Source organism: Pseudaminobacter soli (ex Li et al. 2025), from assembly GCF_029892515.1.
Classification (GTDB): Bacteria; Pseudomonadota; Alphaproteobacteria; order Rhizobiales; family Rhizobiaceae; genus Pseudaminobacter; species Pseudaminobacter soli_A.
This window is the reverse complement of the sequence record NZ_JARXVF010000004.1, coordinates 29,307-45,189: the sequence shown is the minus strand read 5'-3', so window position 1 is coordinate 45,189 and position 15,883 is coordinate 29,307. Positions and strand designations below refer to the sequence as shown.

Below are 15,883 nucleotides of genomic sequence, written 5' to 3'. Positions count from 1 at the left end.
ATGCCTTAGCCCCATTGATTTGAAAGTCCGCTATTCGCTTCGCGGACGCCCCCAGGCCGCCAGTCAGCAAAGATCCCCGAAGCGAACGTTCCGGTGCGTTACCCGGCATTGACCCAGCCGCGATGTTCAAAGATCATGCGGTAAATATCGCGCACCACGGCCTGCTTGTTTCGATTATAGTCCTGGGCGGTGCTTACGCCATTGTTCGCCAGCGTCTTCGTGTTTGCATAGCGCTCCCTGTCCTCGGGATGGTCGCAAAGCCAGTTGCGGAACAGGATATGGCGAATATGCTTGGGGCACCCCGTTCCGAAGACGTGCAGATTCACCCGCGGCTTGTCATGGCGCAGCATGCGGTGCTGATACCAAAATCTCATATCGGATTGCTCACCCAAATTCATGGCGCGTCGGGAAATTCCCGGCGAACATACTCCTTGAGAAACTTGAGCCAGACACGAATCTTCTGCGTGACGATCTGCATCGGCAGATGCATGGCGTAGATGTGATGCTGAGGGAAACGGTAGGTTGGCAGCGCGTCGACCAACGAGCCATTGCCGAGTTCTGGCGCGACGAACCAGTCTGGCAAAAGCGCGACACCAGCGCCCGCGATAGCCAGCGCCTTTACCACTGATGCGTTGTTCGCAACCAGACGAGTCTGGCGAGGCAGCACAAGCGCGCATTCACGACCGTCGCCATCATACATCGTCCAGCTCTTGACGTGATCCACACTGGCATGGGCGATGTGTGGAAGCGCGCCGAGTGCGTCCGGTGAGCCGGCAAGCGCCCGGTCAAGGCAGGCCACGACTGCGGGTGAAGCGACCGGTCGGACCTGATAGCTGCCGAGATGGACGCCGGCATAACTGGAGTTCTGGAACTGTTCATTGCGACCAAGCCTGATCGCCACATCGAAGCGATCCCGCAGGAGATCGACGTTTGTCGGATAGGCTTCAAAATGGATGTCGAGGTCCGGGTGGCTTGCGGAGAACCCCTGGAGCGCGGGGGCGATGACGGCGACGCCATATTCTACTGTCGATGTGATACGCAAGCTGCCGCGCAAAACGGATTGTTCGTCCCGCGCCTCTGCGATGGCATCGTCCGCTTCTGCGAGAATGCGCACACATCGCGTGTAGAAGCGTTCTCCGGCATCGGTCAGCGCGAGGCTGCGGGTGGTGCGATGGAGAAGCGTGACGCCCAGCTCGCATTCGAGTTGCTTCACGTTGAAGCTCACGGCGGCCCGTGCCTGGTTGAGACGTTTTGCGGCTTCCGTGAATGACCCGGTTTCCACCACGGCGCGGAAAACTGTGAGGCGATCCAGGCTCACCGTCATGCGCACATCTCCAATTGGTAAATAAATTCGACAAATGATGACGAACTGTACCGTCTAGTTGAACATTAGGGAAGCCGGTAACGAATGGGCCGCCCATTTTCAGGAGTCTTCCCTTTGTCTGCCCGCTCACGCATTGCCACCCTGTACCTGCTCGGCTTTGCCCTAGATCTCGCGAATATGTTCATCTTCAACGCTGCATTGCCGACGTTGCGGCGCGAATTGAACGCATCGGTCACAGAACTCGCATGGGTCGGGACGATCTACATGCTTGGTCTGACCGTCGCGATCCCGCTCGGGAGCTGGCTTGCGCGCCGGATGGGTGAGCGGCGCGTGTTCATTGCCTCGTTGCTCATTGTTGGGATCGGCGGGGTCGGTGGGGGGGTGGCATCGGGGATCGGCGCGCTGCTGGCGTGGCGGCTTGTGCAGGGGCTCGGTGGAGGTCTGCTGGTGCCGGTTGGCCAAGGTATGGCCTACCGCGCCTACCCGGCGGAAGACCGCGCCCATCTGACAGCGATCGTGATGATGGTTGCGCTGCTGGTGCCTGCGCTTTCGCCTGGCATCGGCGGGGTCGCGACGGATCATGTGTCCTGGCGCTGGGTGTTCGTTGGCGTTGCGCCGCTCGCTCTCGCTATTGCAGCGCTGGCGCTCGGGTGGCTGCCGTCGGATAAATTGACGGATGACAAGCCGGCGCTCGATGTTCGCGGCTTCCTGTTGAGCGCAGTCGCACTGTTCTGCCTTCCGCTTGGCCTGACGCTGATAAGTCAAACTGGAAGCGGATTGCGTGCCGCGATCGTTCTGGCTTTGGCTGTGGCCGCGAGCACCGGTTATGTTCGTCACGCATTGCGCTCGCGTGCTCCCCTCCTTGATCTGCGATTGCTGTCGGACCCCATGCTCCGTACCGGCAGCATCATCTATCTGTGCGTGCCAGGCGTCTTCACGGGCGTGAACCTGATTGCGTCGCTATACCTGCAAGATTGTTTAGGCCTGACTGCTACCGAGACAGGGATGCTGATGATCCCATGGGCCGGGGCATCCTTCATCGCGATCATGCTGACGCGCCGCCTATTCGCGTCGCGAGGTCCGCGCCCGCTCTTTCTCGGTGGGATGGCTGTGACCTGTGCTGGCGTTCTGCTGCTTGCAACGCCGTTCGCTGGTCTCCTCTCCGTCCGGGTCGCGTCGTTTGTTGCGATGGGCTTTGGAGCCAGTCTTTGCACCAGCACGGCACAGACGGCAGCGTTCACCTCGGTTCGCACAGAGCGCATCGCGGAGGCGAGTGCACTGTGGAACATAAACCGTCAGCTCAGCTTCTCGCTTGGCGCGAGCGTGCTGGGAGGCTTGCTCGGCTTTTTCCTCGCGATGGGCGGCAATTCGGGCGACGCTCCCGCTTACCAATATTGCTTCGTGATCGCGGCAATACTGATCATCGTCCCGCTGCCCATCGTGCTGCGGCTGCAAGCGGCGACGCCCACCCAGCGCGCATAACCCTTCCCTCATACATGACAAGGAGTCCTAGGTGACTGATCCAGAATTGTTGTTCCGTGAAGTCATCGACACGCATGTCGAGATCGAACGCTGGTTTACAGGTGATGCAGAGCCGGATCATCTGGCAGGATTGATCAATCGCTTCTCGCCGGAGTTTCGCATGATCTCGATCCAAGGCATGGAACTCCGCAAAGAGAGTGTCGGCAAATTGTTCGAGCGCCTTCACGGCAAGCGTCCGGGCTTGCGAATTGCTGTCGACGAAATGCAAGTTGCCCACGTATGGCCTGGCGGGGCCTGCGTTACCTATCGGGAAACACATGTCGACGCGTCGGGCGACCATACTGTCCGGCGATCGACCGTGCTGCTGGAGATCTCGCAGGATCGCTCGCTCTTGTGGCGGCACTTGCACGAAACGCCCGTTGTTACTTCCGCATGATATGAAGCATTGATGCGGATGGGGCGCTCGTCGTGGCGATGAGCGAACCCAATGGGTTGTGTCGCGAACTCGAACCAGCGGCGTAGGAAACCTCACAGTCAGGTTGTCATCACGCGGCAAGGATTTCGAACTGTTCAGTGAGTGAAAGTGCCGGACTATAGGCGTACCTCGCCTGTCGATTGCGCATCATGTGGATCATCTCGATACCAGAGAGGATGACCTCGGCCGCGGCTATCGCCTTGAGGCCGAGCATGGATCGGATCCGGCGTTTGACGCGCGGTGATCCTGCTCAATTCGGTAATTGAGATACTGGCTCTTGCGAATGCGGATCGGCGTCAATGGTTTTTGTGACCGATTTCGCGGTCGGCTCTCGGCATCGGAGGCAATTATTGCTTCGTGATTGGTCGGCTGCCGTCGATGACAATGCGGTCCGGCCGGCCATGATGTTTCAATGCCTTACGGATGAAGCGTTTGGCAGCCAACAGATCACGATGCTCGCTGAAGAAAAACTCGATCGTATCGCCGGCACTGTCGACGCCCCGGTACAGATACATCCGCGACCTCGGACCTTGATGTAGGTTTCGTCGACATGCCACCAGCGCCATCGTGCTATGCCTTCACGACTACTGATGCTCGACGGCAGTGTTGCGAGTGTTCTTCAACAACTCAGCGAACATGCTCAAAGCTGCGGTCAGTTCCTCAAAGGACGGACCACCGAGGCAAAGGCGAATGCCGGTCATCCGATCCTCGCGCTCCGCCATCACGGATTCTGGTTGCGTGACCTTGATGCCCACGGCGGCGGCGGCCAAGGCGAGGCGATCAGCAATCCCGCGCGGCGCCTGCAACCAAGCGTGGCAGGCGGCAGGATCGATGACGAGTCCGCTCTTGCCGAGAAGTGAGCTGGCCAGACGCGACCGGCGTCGCGTTTCATGACCAAGATCCTTTTGAACCGATGCGATGACGCCGCTCGCCATCCACTCTTCCACGACTGCGCACGAAAGCGGCGATGGCTCCATCGGCATATCCCGTACAATTCCTTCAGCCGCATCCATCATTCCTGCCGGAAGCGCTAACACCCCGATCCTCAGTCCCGGGCCGAGCGATTTCGACAGCCCGTTGACGTGCACAGTGATGTCAGGCGCCAAGGCCGCCAGCGGCGGCAAGGCTGTCGACGTGAAGGCATAGACGCCGTCTTCGACGATGTGGGCACCAGCTCTACGGCAGATCGCGACGATCCTCTGTCGACGCGCGAGCCCCATCGTCGCCGTGGTTGGATTGTGAAGCGTCGGCGTGAGGTAGACGGCCTTGCTGGCGGCCGTCTCTTGGGCGAGGGCGGCGGCCAGCGCTTCGGGAACCATGCCCTCTGCGTCGATTTCGACACCGCGCATCCGCAACCCTTTGCGCCGAGCCAGCGCGATCGCGCCGGGATAGGTCAACCTCTCGGTCAGGATCACTCCTTGCCGGTTGCAGACAAGATCGAACGCCAGTGCGATGGCTTGGCGGGCGTTGCCGGTCAGGACCAGATGGGAAGGATCGGCCGGCACACCCAGCGTCTCAAGCCAACGCGCCAGCAGGCGGCGGTGCTCGAGATGACCGGCGGGAGGCGCGTAGAGATTGAGCTGAGCCGGATCGATCTTCTTGGCGATCCCAGCGAGAGTCCGCGCTAGAAGGCGTTCGGTCAGCATGGTTGGCGGCGTGTTTGACGACAGGTCGATCTGTCGCCGCTCATGGGCCTGACGGATTGCCACGAAGGTTCCACGCCCTTTGACGCTGCGCGTCAGACCGCGCCGCTCCAACGCGGCGTAGGCTTTGGTGACGGTGCCGAGACCGATACCCAGCTTCCAGGCGAGATCACGATGGGCCGGTAGACGGTCGCCACCCTTCAAGCGCCCTTCGACGATGTCGTCCGCCATCCCCAGCACCAGCCGCTCGGCGGTGCTCGCCTCAATGTCCGCCAGGCGCGGCGTCCACGGGGACTGCAGGCGCATTGTTACGTCTCCAAAAGTGTATCGTGACACTATTTCATATTAACAGAAGTGTATCATAGTTTATCGTCTTCCCAAGTTTCAATAATTTCGGAGTGCCGGTCCGGGGTGGCTGGCGTGTGAGGCCCGATGCTCAGCCACGTCACGGTGGGAACGCACGATCTTGAGCGAGCCGCTCGCTTCTATAACGCGGTGCTCGCTCCGCTGGGATTGGGGCAGCGCGTCGTCACGCCAGACGGTGGGCCTCCGGCGCTCTGCTGGGTTTCAAGCCACGCGCCGCTGCCACGCTTCTATGTCTATATTCCGCGCAATGGTCAGCCGGCGACGGCCGGCAACGGCAGCATGATCGCGTTTCTCGCCGCCTCCGATGAGACAGTCCAAGCGGCCTGGTCAGCAGGGCTGGCGAGCGGTGGTACGGATGAAGGAGCGCCCGGCGAGCGCCCACACTACGGCGACGGCTACTTCGGCGCCTATTTGCGCGACCCCGACGGAAACAAGATCCACATCGTCCATCGTGGCGATCTTCATCCCTATGCGGAACCAAAGCCGCTTCAGGAGAATGCCCCGTGATCGCCAGCCAGATCGCACTCGTCTACGGCACTTATCTCGTCGCAACGGCCAGTCCGGGACCGAGTAACATGGCGATCATGGCGACCGCGATGCGCGATGGCCGCGTTCCGGCGCTTGTTCTTGCGTCCGGCGTTATCACCGGCTCGCTCTTCTGGGCGATTCTCGCGGCGACGGGCATTTCCGCGGTGCTGGCGGCCTATGCGGAAGCTCTCTCCGTCGTCAAGATTCTGGGGGGCGTCTATCTGCTCTATCTGGCGTTTCGCGCCGGGCGGTCCGCTAGGAGGCCAGTGTCCGACATGACGGGCGCGATGGCCGGCCTGCCGACGCCGCCCTATCGCCAGGGCGTTCTCATGCACATCGGCAATCCAAAGGCAGTCCTTGCATGGATCGCGATCATGTCGCTGGGCCTTCGGCAGGATGCTCCGTCCGGCGTCCTGCCGGCAATCATTGGCGGCTGCGCGCTGCTCGGCATTCTCGTCTTCGGCGGCTACGCGGTGATTTTCTCTACCGCGCCGATGGTTGCGCTCTACGGGCGGCTGCGGCGATGGATCGAGGGCGGTCTGTGTGCCTTGTTCGCCGTCGCCGGCCTGAAACTGATCGCTGCGGGGAGGTGACAACTCATGAGTGCTTCGGTTTACATGGTCGATGTGTTCGGCTCGGAGGCCATATCCGGCAATCCTCTGGCCGTGGTCGTCGACGCCGGCGATCTGGCGACCGACGACATGCTGCGCCTCACGCGTTGGTTCAATCTCTCGGAAACGACCTTCCTGTTGCCGCCGACGCAGCCCGCAGCAGACTATCGCGTCAGGATCTTCACGTTGGAACGAGAGATGCCGTTCGCCGGGCATCCGACGCTCGGCACCTGTCACGTCTGGCTCGAAGTCGGCGGTGCTCCGAAATGCGGAGCGGAGATCGTCCAGGAATGCGGAGCGGGTCTGGTCAGCATCAGGCGCAATCAGGGCCGGTGCGCCTTCGCGGCTCCGCCTCTTCTACGTTCCGGCCCGCCGTCGTCCGACGAACTGGCCGAGGCGCAGCAGTTCCTGGGCATCGACGGGCATGAAATCGTCGATGCAGCCTGGATCGACAATGGACCGGGATGGCTCGGTGTCAGGTTGGCATCGGCGGAGAGGGTTTTGGCACTCAGGCCTTCACGAAGCTGGCCCCGGCGGATCGACATCGGCGTCATCGGTCCGCATGCTCCCGGCGGTGATGCCGCGTTCGAGGTCCGCGCTTTCTTCAGCGACCATCTGGGAACGATCGTGGAAGATCCCGTCACCGGCAGCCTCAATGCCTCGCTGGCCCAATGGCTGTTCGCGGCCGGCGTGACAACTGCGGATTACGTTGCAGCCCAAGGCACCCGCCTCGGCCGCGCGGGCCGTGTCCGTGCGAGCCGTGATGAAGCCGGTCAGGTCTGGATCGGTGGCGAGGCCCGCACGCATGTTGTGGGACGATTGCAAGGCATCTACAGCGTCGAATAGCAGCATGGACGCCAGCCCCTGCATGAGCGCCCGTCGGCGAAGCCCCGATTTGCGCCCATTTTCGGCATCTCGTCAAAGCAGATCGTCGTAGATAGCTAAACCAGTTGCCTCTTCCGAGACCCCAGCCGTTGCATCAAACGGCTGGAAGGAGAGCTCAGCAGCGTGGGGCCGATGACGGTCTGGTTTTAAGACACGCTCAGCAGAAACCGGACGGTCCATACACGGCCCCAGGGCTGCCGGGCGGAAATGCGCGGCGCATGGGCCATAGCTGCAAATTTTCCTTCCGCCCGGAACCAGACATCGCGGGTGACCAGCCGGAGGTCGTGGTCGCGCCATCGTTCATGCACCAATTGTGGCGTCACGACGATCTGGGCTGCGATAGCAGGCATAAAAAACCGCTCCGAGGAGCGGTCAAAGCGCCTGCGACAGCGGGCTGATCATGCCAGGGCCTGCTTGGCCTTCGCAATGACGGTTTGCAGCAGGCCCCGCTCAGCCACCAAATCGAGATAGCGCTGCTGGCCGGCGTCGTCTGCCGCTTCAACCCCGGGCCTGGCACACTCGATCAGGCTGGATACCTCGGCAAGCCGGGCCTCGGCCCGCTGCAGGATCGCGCGTTCGGCCTTCTCGGTCTTGTCGGCGAGCGCCCCCAGGTCTCCCAGGTTGGCTCGGATGCGTTCGATGTGCGCCTTCACTTGCGAACCTCGGCAGGGCACTCACTAAGTTGAATTTTAGGGCCTTTCTGTACATCCGGAGATGGACCTGCACCAATAATTTCCGCGACCTTGTGGTCGCTCCACATGTTCAAGTATTCGTACAGATGGCCTTTCGGCACGAGGTGGACCGCCTGGCTTTCCCAGCCCATTGCCGTTGGTGTGCCGCCAACACGGCGGCCACGATAGAGCCTGGCAACTGAGGTCGTGCGGGCGAAGTCACCGACGAAACCGGTGATCTCGACTTGCAGGCCCGCCTCTTCGAAGCATTCCTTGATGGCGTTGGCCTGCAGCGACAGCGCGGGCTCGGCCGTACCCTTGGGGAAACTGGCCTTATATCCGCCGAACTGGTTCGTCGGCGCAATCAGCCAAACGCGGCCGTCCGGTTCTTCCACGACCACGCCGCTGGCGGCCTTCTTACCCCGGGGAGGGTGAAAGGGTGGTTCGTGCAAGTCCTCGTTCACGCCGTCGACGTGTCCCCAACCCTCGTTAGTGCGTGGATGGTCTCGCCACGCCAGGAAAGGCACGCCATGCAGCGACAGCGGCGCGTCTCCGTCAGGCACGAACGTGGCGACGGCATCAGGGTTGTGCCAGGTACTGGGTGCCGATGCTTGGCTTGGATTTTTGACATGGACCTGCTCGCCCTTTTCGCCCAGGCGCGGGTGGTGATAGATCGGGGCCGAGGCTGGACCCGGGCCGCCGTCACGTTCATGAGGCTTGGCTGTTGTCAACATTTTGCCGCTAACAACCGTTCTCGGCGCGGATTCGATCGATCAAGTTGAGATCGCCTTCCTCTCTGGTGGTCACCACCGATGAGCCGTCGCAAACCTTTCCGTTATGGCTCTCAAAGGTGTGACGCGCCCGAAACTGGTTTGGGGCGAGTTGGGCGACGTTTAATAGCGCAAGCGGCCGTTTCAGCGTGCCGTAGAAAGCGGATAGAGCCTTGGCAGACAGTGGGCCCTTGCCGCGCTTCTCGGGAACGATGTTCATGGCAGCCGATGCGCCATCGCCGATCTCGAGAGCGTAGTAAAAGGCCTCGACCGTGGTCATGGCGACGGATGGGTCGACGGGGTTTGAGGGGGCTGCGGCCGTGACTACAGTCATGAGGAGGGGAGCATGGTGATGTCCAGTGTGACCGCCAAACATGTTCTTTCCGACAATGCTTACGGACTTGCCGAGCCATTGGCGCAGGACCTTGCCGTCATCGATGAGATGAATGCGATCGACGTTGGCATTGTCTCCGAGAAATTCGTCCCCCGTAACGCAGATCGGTGTGTGCAGCTTCAGAATGTAGGCTGGCTCGGGCGCATCTCCTTGGCGGACATCCGTGTAGTTCGGCGGACCAGCAAAGGTTGGGCGGGAGAGATCGCCCGTTACCTCGAGCTGCTGATCTTCCGAGATTTCGAGGCAGGCGGCCGATGCACTCGACATGCCGCAACCGACAAAGGCCAAAAGTAGCGGCAGCAGAAGCTTCATTGATGGGTCCCCCGACGATGGCCAGCTAATCAATATCCAGACCAAATCTGACCGCGCTGAGCCAGCAGGATATCCAAATCAACAGGTTTGTTACGCGAATCGAGGGCATGCTAGCATTTCGGGCGTCGCCAATCTGCCATCTGCCGCATCTGGAGCGGGTGGCAGGCCTGCTTCTGGCTCACGCCCGCATGGACGTCGGTGAGCCAATCATGAGCGGTATCGGCGGAAAGCGGGGGCCATGCAGGGCTGTGATTCCGCCAGTTGCGGTCGTCGTACACATACGCCCCGACCTCTTACCCAGCGATCACCTTGCGAAGAGGTTCGCGGCCATATAGTCGACGAACGCTCTGACCTTTGGGGACAGGTATCTGTTGGTCGGCCAGAGGACTCGGAAGGTCCCTGTGCCTGCCAGATAGTCGTCCAGCAGTGAAACCAGTTTCCCCTGTGCGACCTCCCGCGCCACCGCGAATGGAGGCAGGCATGTGATCCCGAACGATCGTTCAGCAAGGTAGATCAGCGGTTCGAGGGTGCTTGCAACCGTTGTCGTCGGCAGGTCGAGCTTGATCTCGCGTCCTTCGCGAACCAACGGCCACGGTTCAAGCTTCCCGGAGTTTGCGAAGCGGTGGTGAAGGCAACGATGGTGGAGGAGGTCTTCCGGCACCGTCGGGTGGCCATGGGCCGCCAGATAAGCTGGCGCAGCCACGATCACATGCCTGAAGGTGCCGAGCTTGCGGCTCATCAGCCGAGTGTCCCTCACGTCGCCTGTGCGGATGACGGCGTCGAAGCTTTCCTCGATGACATCGACGAGGCGATCGGTGAAGTCGAGGTCGAGGTTGATCTCGGGATACGCTTCCATGAAGGCCGATAGTGTCGGCATCAGAAGCATGCCTGCCAGCGGAAGGCTTACTCGGAGCTGCCCGCGCGGGATCGCCTGCGATTTCGATAATTTTGACCGGGCTGACTCGTACTCCGACTGCATGCGCCGGCAAGTCTCGAGAAAGAAGCTGCCCTCTTCCGTCAGGGCCATGCTTCGCGTCGAGCGATTGAACAAGCGCACACCGAGCTCGTCTTCGAGGCGGGCGATGGCCTTGCCGACGGCCGAACCGGATATGCCGAGGCGATGTCCGGCGGCCACGAAGCTCCCGACCTCTGCAACCTGGATGAAAATGCCGAGGGTTCCAAGCTTGTCCATGATTGAAGAATTTTGTTCCGATGTGTTGAGAATACTGGCCCGTTTATCCGCAATTTTCCCGCCGATATCCAGATGGTGTCGCGGCCGCCATGGCCCGAACTCAGATGGAGATACTCATGGAACCGAAACATCTCGCCGCCTTTGCGGCCTCTCCCGCTCCCACGACCTTTATCGTCAACGTCATTCACGTTCATCCCGGAAAGCAGGAGGAAGCCTTCGCCATCATCCAGGACGTCGTTCATTACGTCGCCGAACGGAAAGAAGGTTTCCTGTGGAGCAGCCTGGCGAAAAGCACGGATGGGCAGACGGTCGTCAATATCGAGGCGATCCAGGGAGCCGGCAATGTCGACGAGTTTTTCTCCGATCCGGCATTCGTCGAGAAGTTCCGCAAGCTGGACGACGTCTCGAAGAGCGAGTTTCATACCTATACGGTCGGCGATCTCGTTTTGCCCAAGCGTGCAGCGGCGGCGTGACCAATATGACCGGGTCAAGTTCTGACAGGAACGTGCCCGGCCGACAGCAGTCCGACGGGGGAACCTTCCCCCTGTCGGCGCTGATTGCCCTCGCACTCGCCGGCTTCATCACGATCCTGACGGAAGCCATCCCTGCTGGGCTTCTGCCGCAGATCGCCGAAAGCCTCTCGGTCTCCCATTCCGATGTGGGCCAGATGGTAACGGTCTATGCGATCGGTTCGTTGGTCGCCGCCGTACCGCTGACGAGCGCCACGCAAGGCGTTCGCCGTCGACGCCTTCTGGCAAGTGCCATCGCCGGTTTCGCTCTCGCCAATTCCGTCACCGCATTCTCCCCCGCCTACGCCCTGACCATCGTCGCCCGGTTTGTGGCGGGAATCTCGGCCGGCCTGCTCTGGGCGCTGCTTGCGGGATATGCGGCACGCATGGTGCCTGACGACCAGAAGGGACGAGCCATCGCGGTTGCGATGGTAGGAACGCCGGTGGCCCTGTCGATCGGGGTTCCCGCTGCCACCTTCCTTGGAAGTGTTGTCGGCTGGAGAACTTGCTTCGCAATGCTGAGCGCAGTCGCGGGACTGCTGGTGATCTGGGTCGCGACGAAGCTTCCGGATTTTCCAGGGCAGAGAGCGGACAAATCGGCCTCCCTCAGCACCGTGATGAGAATTGCCGGCGTCCCTCCGATCCTGTTCACAACGCTGGCATTCGTGCTCGCTCACAACATGCTTTACACCTACATCGCGCCGTTCCTGCTACAGACTGGGTTGCAGGACGAGATCGATATTGTCCTGTTCGTATTTGGCGGCTTTTCGCTGATTGGAATCTGGGGCGTCGGTGTCTTCATAGATCGGAAGCTCAGACTGTTCGCACTGCTCAGCAGTTCCCTTTTCATCATTGCCGCCGCAGCGCTTGGCCTCGGGTCAACCTCTCCGTCGATTGTGCTTATGGCTGTCGCCATATGGGGGATCGCATTTGGAGGAGCCGCCACCCTTTTCCAGACGGCGCTTGCGCGAACTGCCGGCGAAGCTACCGATGTTGCCCAGTCGATGCTGGTCACCGCATGGAACCTGGCGATTGCAGGAGGCGGGCTGCTCGGCGGCTTGCTGCTTGACCACGTAGGTGTCGACGCCTTTGCTCCAACCCTGCTCGGGCTGCTGATTCCTTGTTTATTGGCAATTTGGGCCGCTCGGCGACATGGCTTCCCGCCCTCGTCGTAGGTTGCGCTGGATGGGCAGGAAACGCGCAGTTCATCGTGCAATCGCGACAACTTGCCCTTGCTCGACGTTTCTTCACTAAATCAGCAGAGCGGCGGGACAAGCCCGCCGCTTTGAAGGTTCGGCACTGGACCGATCAGCGGCCGAACAGGTTGCGGTTGCTGCCGCGGGCCTCAAGCGTCTGCACAGCCACGTCCGACTTTTTGATCGAGGCGGTAACGGTGCTGTCGTCGACCCTGGCGGCAACCGACTGGCTTGCGTTGGCCGGGGCGGGGTCGTGATCGGCGGCTGGGTCGGGACACGGTAGCCCTCCCGGACTGCACCCAATAGCGGCTGAGTACGCGTCCCGACCCGCTCGATTGAGCGGCCGAAATGGGCTACGCTGCTGTCTCCCATGCCTATCTCTGCGCCCGATTGGTTTGAACGTCCCAACAGGGGCGGTATGACGTTGCCCCGAGCACTGGAATGGTCAGCTAGATGAAAAACGGGTATTTGCCAGTGTTAGCTTATTTGGATCGCGCATGTATGTTCATGCCGGAGGTAATGCCGCTTGGACCGATCATCGCCTGAGACATCCGATCTTGAGGCACGCCTCCGCGAAATTGAGAGAGTCGCTGGGGCGCTGTCGCAACTTCCTCACACTTGCTTTGCCCCACAGGGCACGGCCATTCCCGACATCGAGTGGTACGCGCTCGCGGCGATCAAAAAGACAGCATCGCTAAGCCATGCATTTTGCACCCTAATACGAGCGAAGAACACGCTGTCGGCTGCCGCACTCATTAGGCTGCAACTCGATACTGCCATGCGCATGTTTGGCCTGACGTTAGTCGACGATGTGGAGGCAGCCGGCACGCGGTTGATGAAGGACGAGAGTTACCGCAAGCTCAAATCAAGCAACAACGAACCTCTCACTGACGCGTTTCTCCATCGGAAGTTGAACGAGGAGTATCCCGGATTAACCGAAGCATACGAGGATGCTTCCGCTTACGTGCACCTTTCTGGGCTGCACATCAAAACCGGACTGTGGTCTCGACCGGGAACTCCGACTCTTTTCTTTCACTTGAAGGGCACGGACGATGCGCGCCCCGACGAGTGGTTCACCGACCTGGTTGACTCGTTTGACCAAGCTACCAGGTTAACAGCCGACCTAATAACGGCGTTCATGGCTACGCGTCGCGATGCCGATACCCTAAAGCGTAGGGCACACAGGAGAGCGACCCAAAGCAAGTAAGGCAGTTTGGCGTTCCGCCGAGATCACTAAGTTCGTCTTGCCCGTCGGCAACGCGCCCCATTCCGGCCATAGGTCGCCTGGGCCTTGTGAGGCAAACGAGACCGGAAGACGTTCGCTTAATTCTCGGAATAGGCACCGGACACAGACGCTTTCGCCTAGATGGTGCGGGTCAATATGCCGATGGCTTCCAGCACGCCCGTGCAAACGCGCCTACTGCCCGCTCCGGAAGGTCACTGCCTCCCGCAGCAGCCGCATGAATAGTCTCGTATCGGCCTGCAGGTTGGAGCCGTCCCCCTGCGCATGTTTGATCCCATCCATCGCTGCCACAATGATATTGGCGAGTTGTGCTGGCGGGGCCTGCAATGGCTTCAGATTGATTTCTTCGTTCTCCGCAGCAGTAGTCAAGCTCTGCGCCAGCATCTCCACCAATCGCGCGCGCGCGTCGAGCGTGATGTCGGCGGCCAAGGCCATGTTAGCGGCAAACAGTTCTTCCGCATCGGCACTGCTGCCAAAGGGCGCGATCAATTCGCCCTGAAAGGCGGCAATGGCCCTTTCCATGCGGTCAAAAGCGCTGCCTTTATCCTGCAGCGCCGCCGCTACCTTTTTCAAAGTTCGGGTGTGCGCTCGTATTGAGCCGGCTCGAAACAGCTCTTCCTTGCTGCTGAAGCTCAGATAGAGCGAGGCTCGGGAAATCCCTGCTGCACGCGCGATATCCGCCATCGAGGTTTTGCGAAAACCAAAGCGCACGAACACCGGCAACGCGGCATCCAAAATCAGGTCAACTTTTTGGTCGGTTTGCATCATGCGCGCAGCAGGCGCCATTCACCGAAGTGAACTGGACGGACCCGGAAAGTCCACGGGCGACGCCCTACTACAAGTCGAAGACGCTCACGGAACGCGCGGCCTGGGCTTTTGCCTATGAGGCCAGTTTGGATCTGACCGTTGTCAATCCGAGCGTCATCCTTGGGCCGTTGCTCGGCCCCAATTTTGGAACCTCTGTTGGTTTGATCCATCATCTGATGACAGGGGCATTCAAGGGTATTCCACGATTTGGCTTCTCTGTGGTGGATGTGCGCGATGCCGCCGATGCTCATATTCGCGCGATGAACAACCCCGCAGCCAGCGGCCAACGTTTCATCGTCGGCGGGCAGTTTTTCTGGCTCAAGGAGGTGGTGGCTATCCTTGCGCGGCGCTTCCCCGATCATGCTTCCCGACTGCCGTCTGGCGAAGTGCCCGACGAGATTGTCAGGGCCATGGCGCAATCCGACCAACATGCGCGAACGATCGTTCACGAACTCAATCGCGACCTCAGTGTCAATGCAGAGAAGGCCGAACAGGTCTTGAACTGGCGCTCCCGCCGCGGCGAGGAGTGCATCTGCGCCAGTGCCCAAAGCCTTATCGATTTGGGACTTGTGCCCGCCGTCTGAGGCGCGAGCCCTCAACCCACACCAGCGACGGCAAAACACTCTCGCTCATATCAAGCGAGATTGGGTGATCTCCCGCTTTCAAATGGACAACACATGACACTTCTAGCCACCGAAAAACCCTCACCAGCCAATGCGGCAGACCTTCTCCGTGATACTGAGAGGGCCAGACTGCGCGCCCTGGTCAGCGCCGATATTGCCAGCGCCCGAGAGCTTCATGCCGCAGACTTCCAATTGATAACGCCGATTGGCGCCGCGCTTTCAAAGGAGGAATATTTGGGTGCTATTGCATCCGGGCAGATCAGATATCTGACCTGGGAGCCTGGCGACATTGCCGTGCGTCTCTATGAAGGCGTTGCAATTCTGCGCTATCGCGCTCAACTTGAGGTCGTCTTTGGTGGCCACAAGGTGCCTCTCAGTGACTATTGGCACACTGACGCCTATGAGCGTCGCGACAGTCAATGGATGGTCGTCTGGTCACAGGCCACGAGCATCAGATAGCACCTAACCTCGCGGGCCACGGCACTTCCGGGGATTGATACGCTACGCTCAGATTGTTTGGGAGCGGACATGGTCCGCGACGAAACCGACAATCGCGCCAATCATCTCAGGCATTGGTTTCACCAGCCGGGGAAGCAATCCTCGGGTACGATACTGTACCGATCATATTTGATGCTGTTTCAGTCAAACGCTGGGCGACCGATTATCCCAAATGGAGCGTATTCAATGGCAGCTATCCAGTCCGTCGGTCCATAAGCGGACCGTCTACTTTCGGCCCGGCTCTGCCGTTCGGCTAAACCAAACGTATAGCAAGTTTCGGGGGGCGACGGCTGCAGTCCGAAGGACGACAATGCGGTCGAAAGCAGCCACCCATGCCGATCGGTGAAATCATGT

At 60.5% G+C, this 15,883-nt stretch carries 19 protein-coding genes and 1 pseudogene; 10 read left to right on the top strand and 10 right to left on the bottom strand.

Translation table 11 applies throughout. The features are described from left to right. Positions 1–98: 98 nt before the first annotated feature. Positions 99–398, bottom strand: a complete 300-nt coding sequence (locus M2281_RS17915) for a GrpB family protein (protein WP_280822548.1) — start codon at positions 396–398, stop codon at positions 99–101. Further along, positions 395–1,324 carry a LysR family transcriptional regulator gene (locus M2281_RS17910; protein WP_280822547.1) on the bottom strand — a complete coding sequence of 310 codons (930 nt, stop codon included), beginning with the start codon at positions 1,322–1,324 and terminating at the stop codon, positions 395–397. Before M2281_RS17910 ends, M2281_RS17915 begins: the two co-directional genes overlap by 4 nt. 114 nt (positions 1,325–1,438) lie before the next feature. Here M2281_RS17910 and M2281_RS17905 point away from each other — a divergent pair, with 114 nt between their 5' ends. Both M2281_RS17905 and M2281_RS17900 read left to right on the top strand, forming a co-directional pair. Then, entirely contained in the window at positions 1,439–2,806 is a 1,368-nt protein-coding gene (locus M2281_RS17905) for an MFS transporter (RefSeq protein WP_280822546.1), read from the top strand. Positions 2,807–2,837: 31 nt separating this feature from the next. Beyond that, positions 2,838–3,242, top strand: coding sequence for a DUF4440 domain-containing protein (locus M2281_RS17900; RefSeq protein ID WP_280822545.1), 405 nt, complete (start codon positions 2,838–2,840; stop codon positions 3,240–3,242). A gap of 109 nt (positions 3,243–3,351) precedes the next feature. Here M2281_RS17900 and M2281_RS17895 read toward each other — a convergent pair. After that, positions 3,352–3,837 (bottom strand): annotated as a pseudogene (locus M2281_RS17895) (IS6 family transposase); the annotation flags it as partial. A gap of 28 nt (positions 3,838–3,865) precedes the next feature. Further along, complete coding sequence (locus tag M2281_RS17890) at positions 3,866–5,230, bottom strand: PLP-dependent aminotransferase family protein (RefSeq protein WP_280822544.1); 1,365 nt, start codon at positions 5,228–5,230, stop codon at positions 3,866–3,868. Between the two features lie 126 nt (positions 5,231–5,356). Between M2281_RS17890 and M2281_RS17885 the strand changes: the two genes are divergently transcribed. Genes M2281_RS17885 through M2281_RS17875 form a run of 3 tightly spaced genes read left to right on the top strand, consistent with a single transcriptional unit; the run spans position 5,357 to position 7,275 of the window. Beyond that, complete coding sequence (locus M2281_RS17885; RefSeq protein WP_280822543.1) at positions 5,357–5,797, top strand: VOC family protein; 441 nt, start codon at positions 5,357–5,359, stop codon at positions 5,795–5,797. Then, a complete protein-coding gene (locus tag M2281_RS17880) occupies positions 5,794–6,411 on the top strand; it encodes a LysE family translocator (protein ID WP_280822542.1) in 618 nt (205 codons plus the stop codon). Before M2281_RS17885 ends, M2281_RS17880 begins: the two co-directional genes overlap by 4 nt. Positions 6,412–6,417: 6 nt before the next feature. Beyond that, positions 6,418–7,275 (top strand): PhzF family phenazine biosynthesis protein, encoded by an 858-nt coding sequence (locus tag M2281_RS17875; RefSeq protein ID WP_280822541.1) that lies wholly within the window; start codon positions 6,418–6,420, stop codon positions 7,273–7,275. A gap of 185 nt (positions 7,276–7,460) precedes the next feature. Here the strand turns inward: M2281_RS17875 and M2281_RS17870 are convergent, their stop codons facing one another. The 5 genes from M2281_RS17870 to M2281_RS17850 form a co-directional block, all read right to left on the bottom strand. Continuing rightward, entirely contained in the window at positions 7,461–7,664 is a 204-nt protein-coding gene (locus M2281_RS17870) for a hypothetical protein (RefSeq protein WP_280822540.1), read from the bottom strand. A 48-nt stretch (positions 7,665–7,712) separates the two neighbouring features. Then, positions 7,713–7,967, bottom strand: coding sequence for a hypothetical protein (locus tag M2281_RS17865; protein ID WP_280822539.1), 255 nt, complete (start codon positions 7,965–7,967; stop codon positions 7,713–7,715). Further along, the gene (locus M2281_RS17860; protein WP_280822538.1) at positions 7,964–8,719 is read right to left on the bottom strand and encodes an NUDIX hydrolase; all 756 of its coding nucleotides are present in this window, start codon (positions 8,717–8,719) and stop codon (positions 7,964–7,966) included. Before M2281_RS17860 ends, M2281_RS17865 begins: the two co-directional genes overlap by 4 nt. A gap of 7 nt (positions 8,720–8,726) precedes the next feature. Then, a complete protein-coding gene (locus M2281_RS17855; protein ID WP_280822537.1) occupies positions 8,727–9,461 on the bottom strand; it encodes a DUF4431 domain-containing protein in 735 nt (244 codons plus the stop codon). A 304-nt stretch (positions 9,462–9,765) separates the two neighbouring features. Beyond that, positions 9,766–10,653 (bottom strand): LysR family transcriptional regulator, encoded by an 888-nt coding sequence (locus M2281_RS17850; RefSeq protein ID WP_280822536.1) that lies wholly within the window; start codon positions 10,651–10,653, stop codon positions 9,766–9,768. 116 nt (positions 10,654–10,769) lie between these two features. On the opposite strand from M2281_RS17850, the gene M2281_RS17845 reads away from it, so the two are divergent. From M2281_RS17845 to M2281_RS17830, 3 genes are all read left to right on the top strand, one after another. Next, complete coding sequence (locus M2281_RS17845; protein ID WP_280822535.1) at positions 10,770–11,126, top strand: antibiotic biosynthesis monooxygenase; 357 nt, start codon at positions 10,770–10,772, stop codon at positions 11,124–11,126. Positions 11,127–11,131: 5 nt separating this feature from the next. Beyond that, positions 11,132–12,337, top strand: coding sequence for an MFS transporter (locus M2281_RS17840; RefSeq protein WP_280822534.1), 1,206 nt, complete (start codon positions 11,132–11,134; stop codon positions 12,335–12,337). A 547-nt stretch (positions 12,338–12,884) separates the two neighbouring features. Next, positions 12,885–13,565, top strand: coding sequence for a hypothetical protein (locus M2281_RS17830; protein ID WP_280822533.1), 681 nt, complete (start codon positions 12,885–12,887; stop codon positions 13,563–13,565). Positions 13,566–13,775: 210 nt separating this feature from the next. Here the strand turns inward: M2281_RS17830 and M2281_RS17825 are convergent, their stop codons facing one another. After that, positions 13,776–14,369, bottom strand: coding sequence for a TetR/AcrR family transcriptional regulator (locus tag M2281_RS17825; RefSeq protein WP_280822532.1), 594 nt, complete (start codon positions 14,367–14,369; stop codon positions 13,776–13,778). A 26-nt stretch (positions 14,370–14,395) separates the two neighbouring features. On the opposite strand from M2281_RS17825, the gene M2281_RS17820 reads away from it, so the two are divergent. Continuing rightward, complete coding sequence (locus M2281_RS17820; protein ID WP_280822531.1) at positions 14,396–14,992, top strand: NAD-dependent epimerase/dehydratase family protein; 597 nt, start codon at positions 14,396–14,398, stop codon at positions 14,990–14,992. A gap of 93 nt (positions 14,993–15,085) precedes the next feature. Beyond that, positions 15,086–15,490 (top strand): nuclear transport factor 2 family protein, encoded by a 405-nt coding sequence (locus M2281_RS17815; protein ID WP_280822530.1) that lies wholly within the window; start codon positions 15,086–15,088, stop codon positions 15,488–15,490. Positions 15,491–15,883 lie beyond the last annotated feature (393 nt).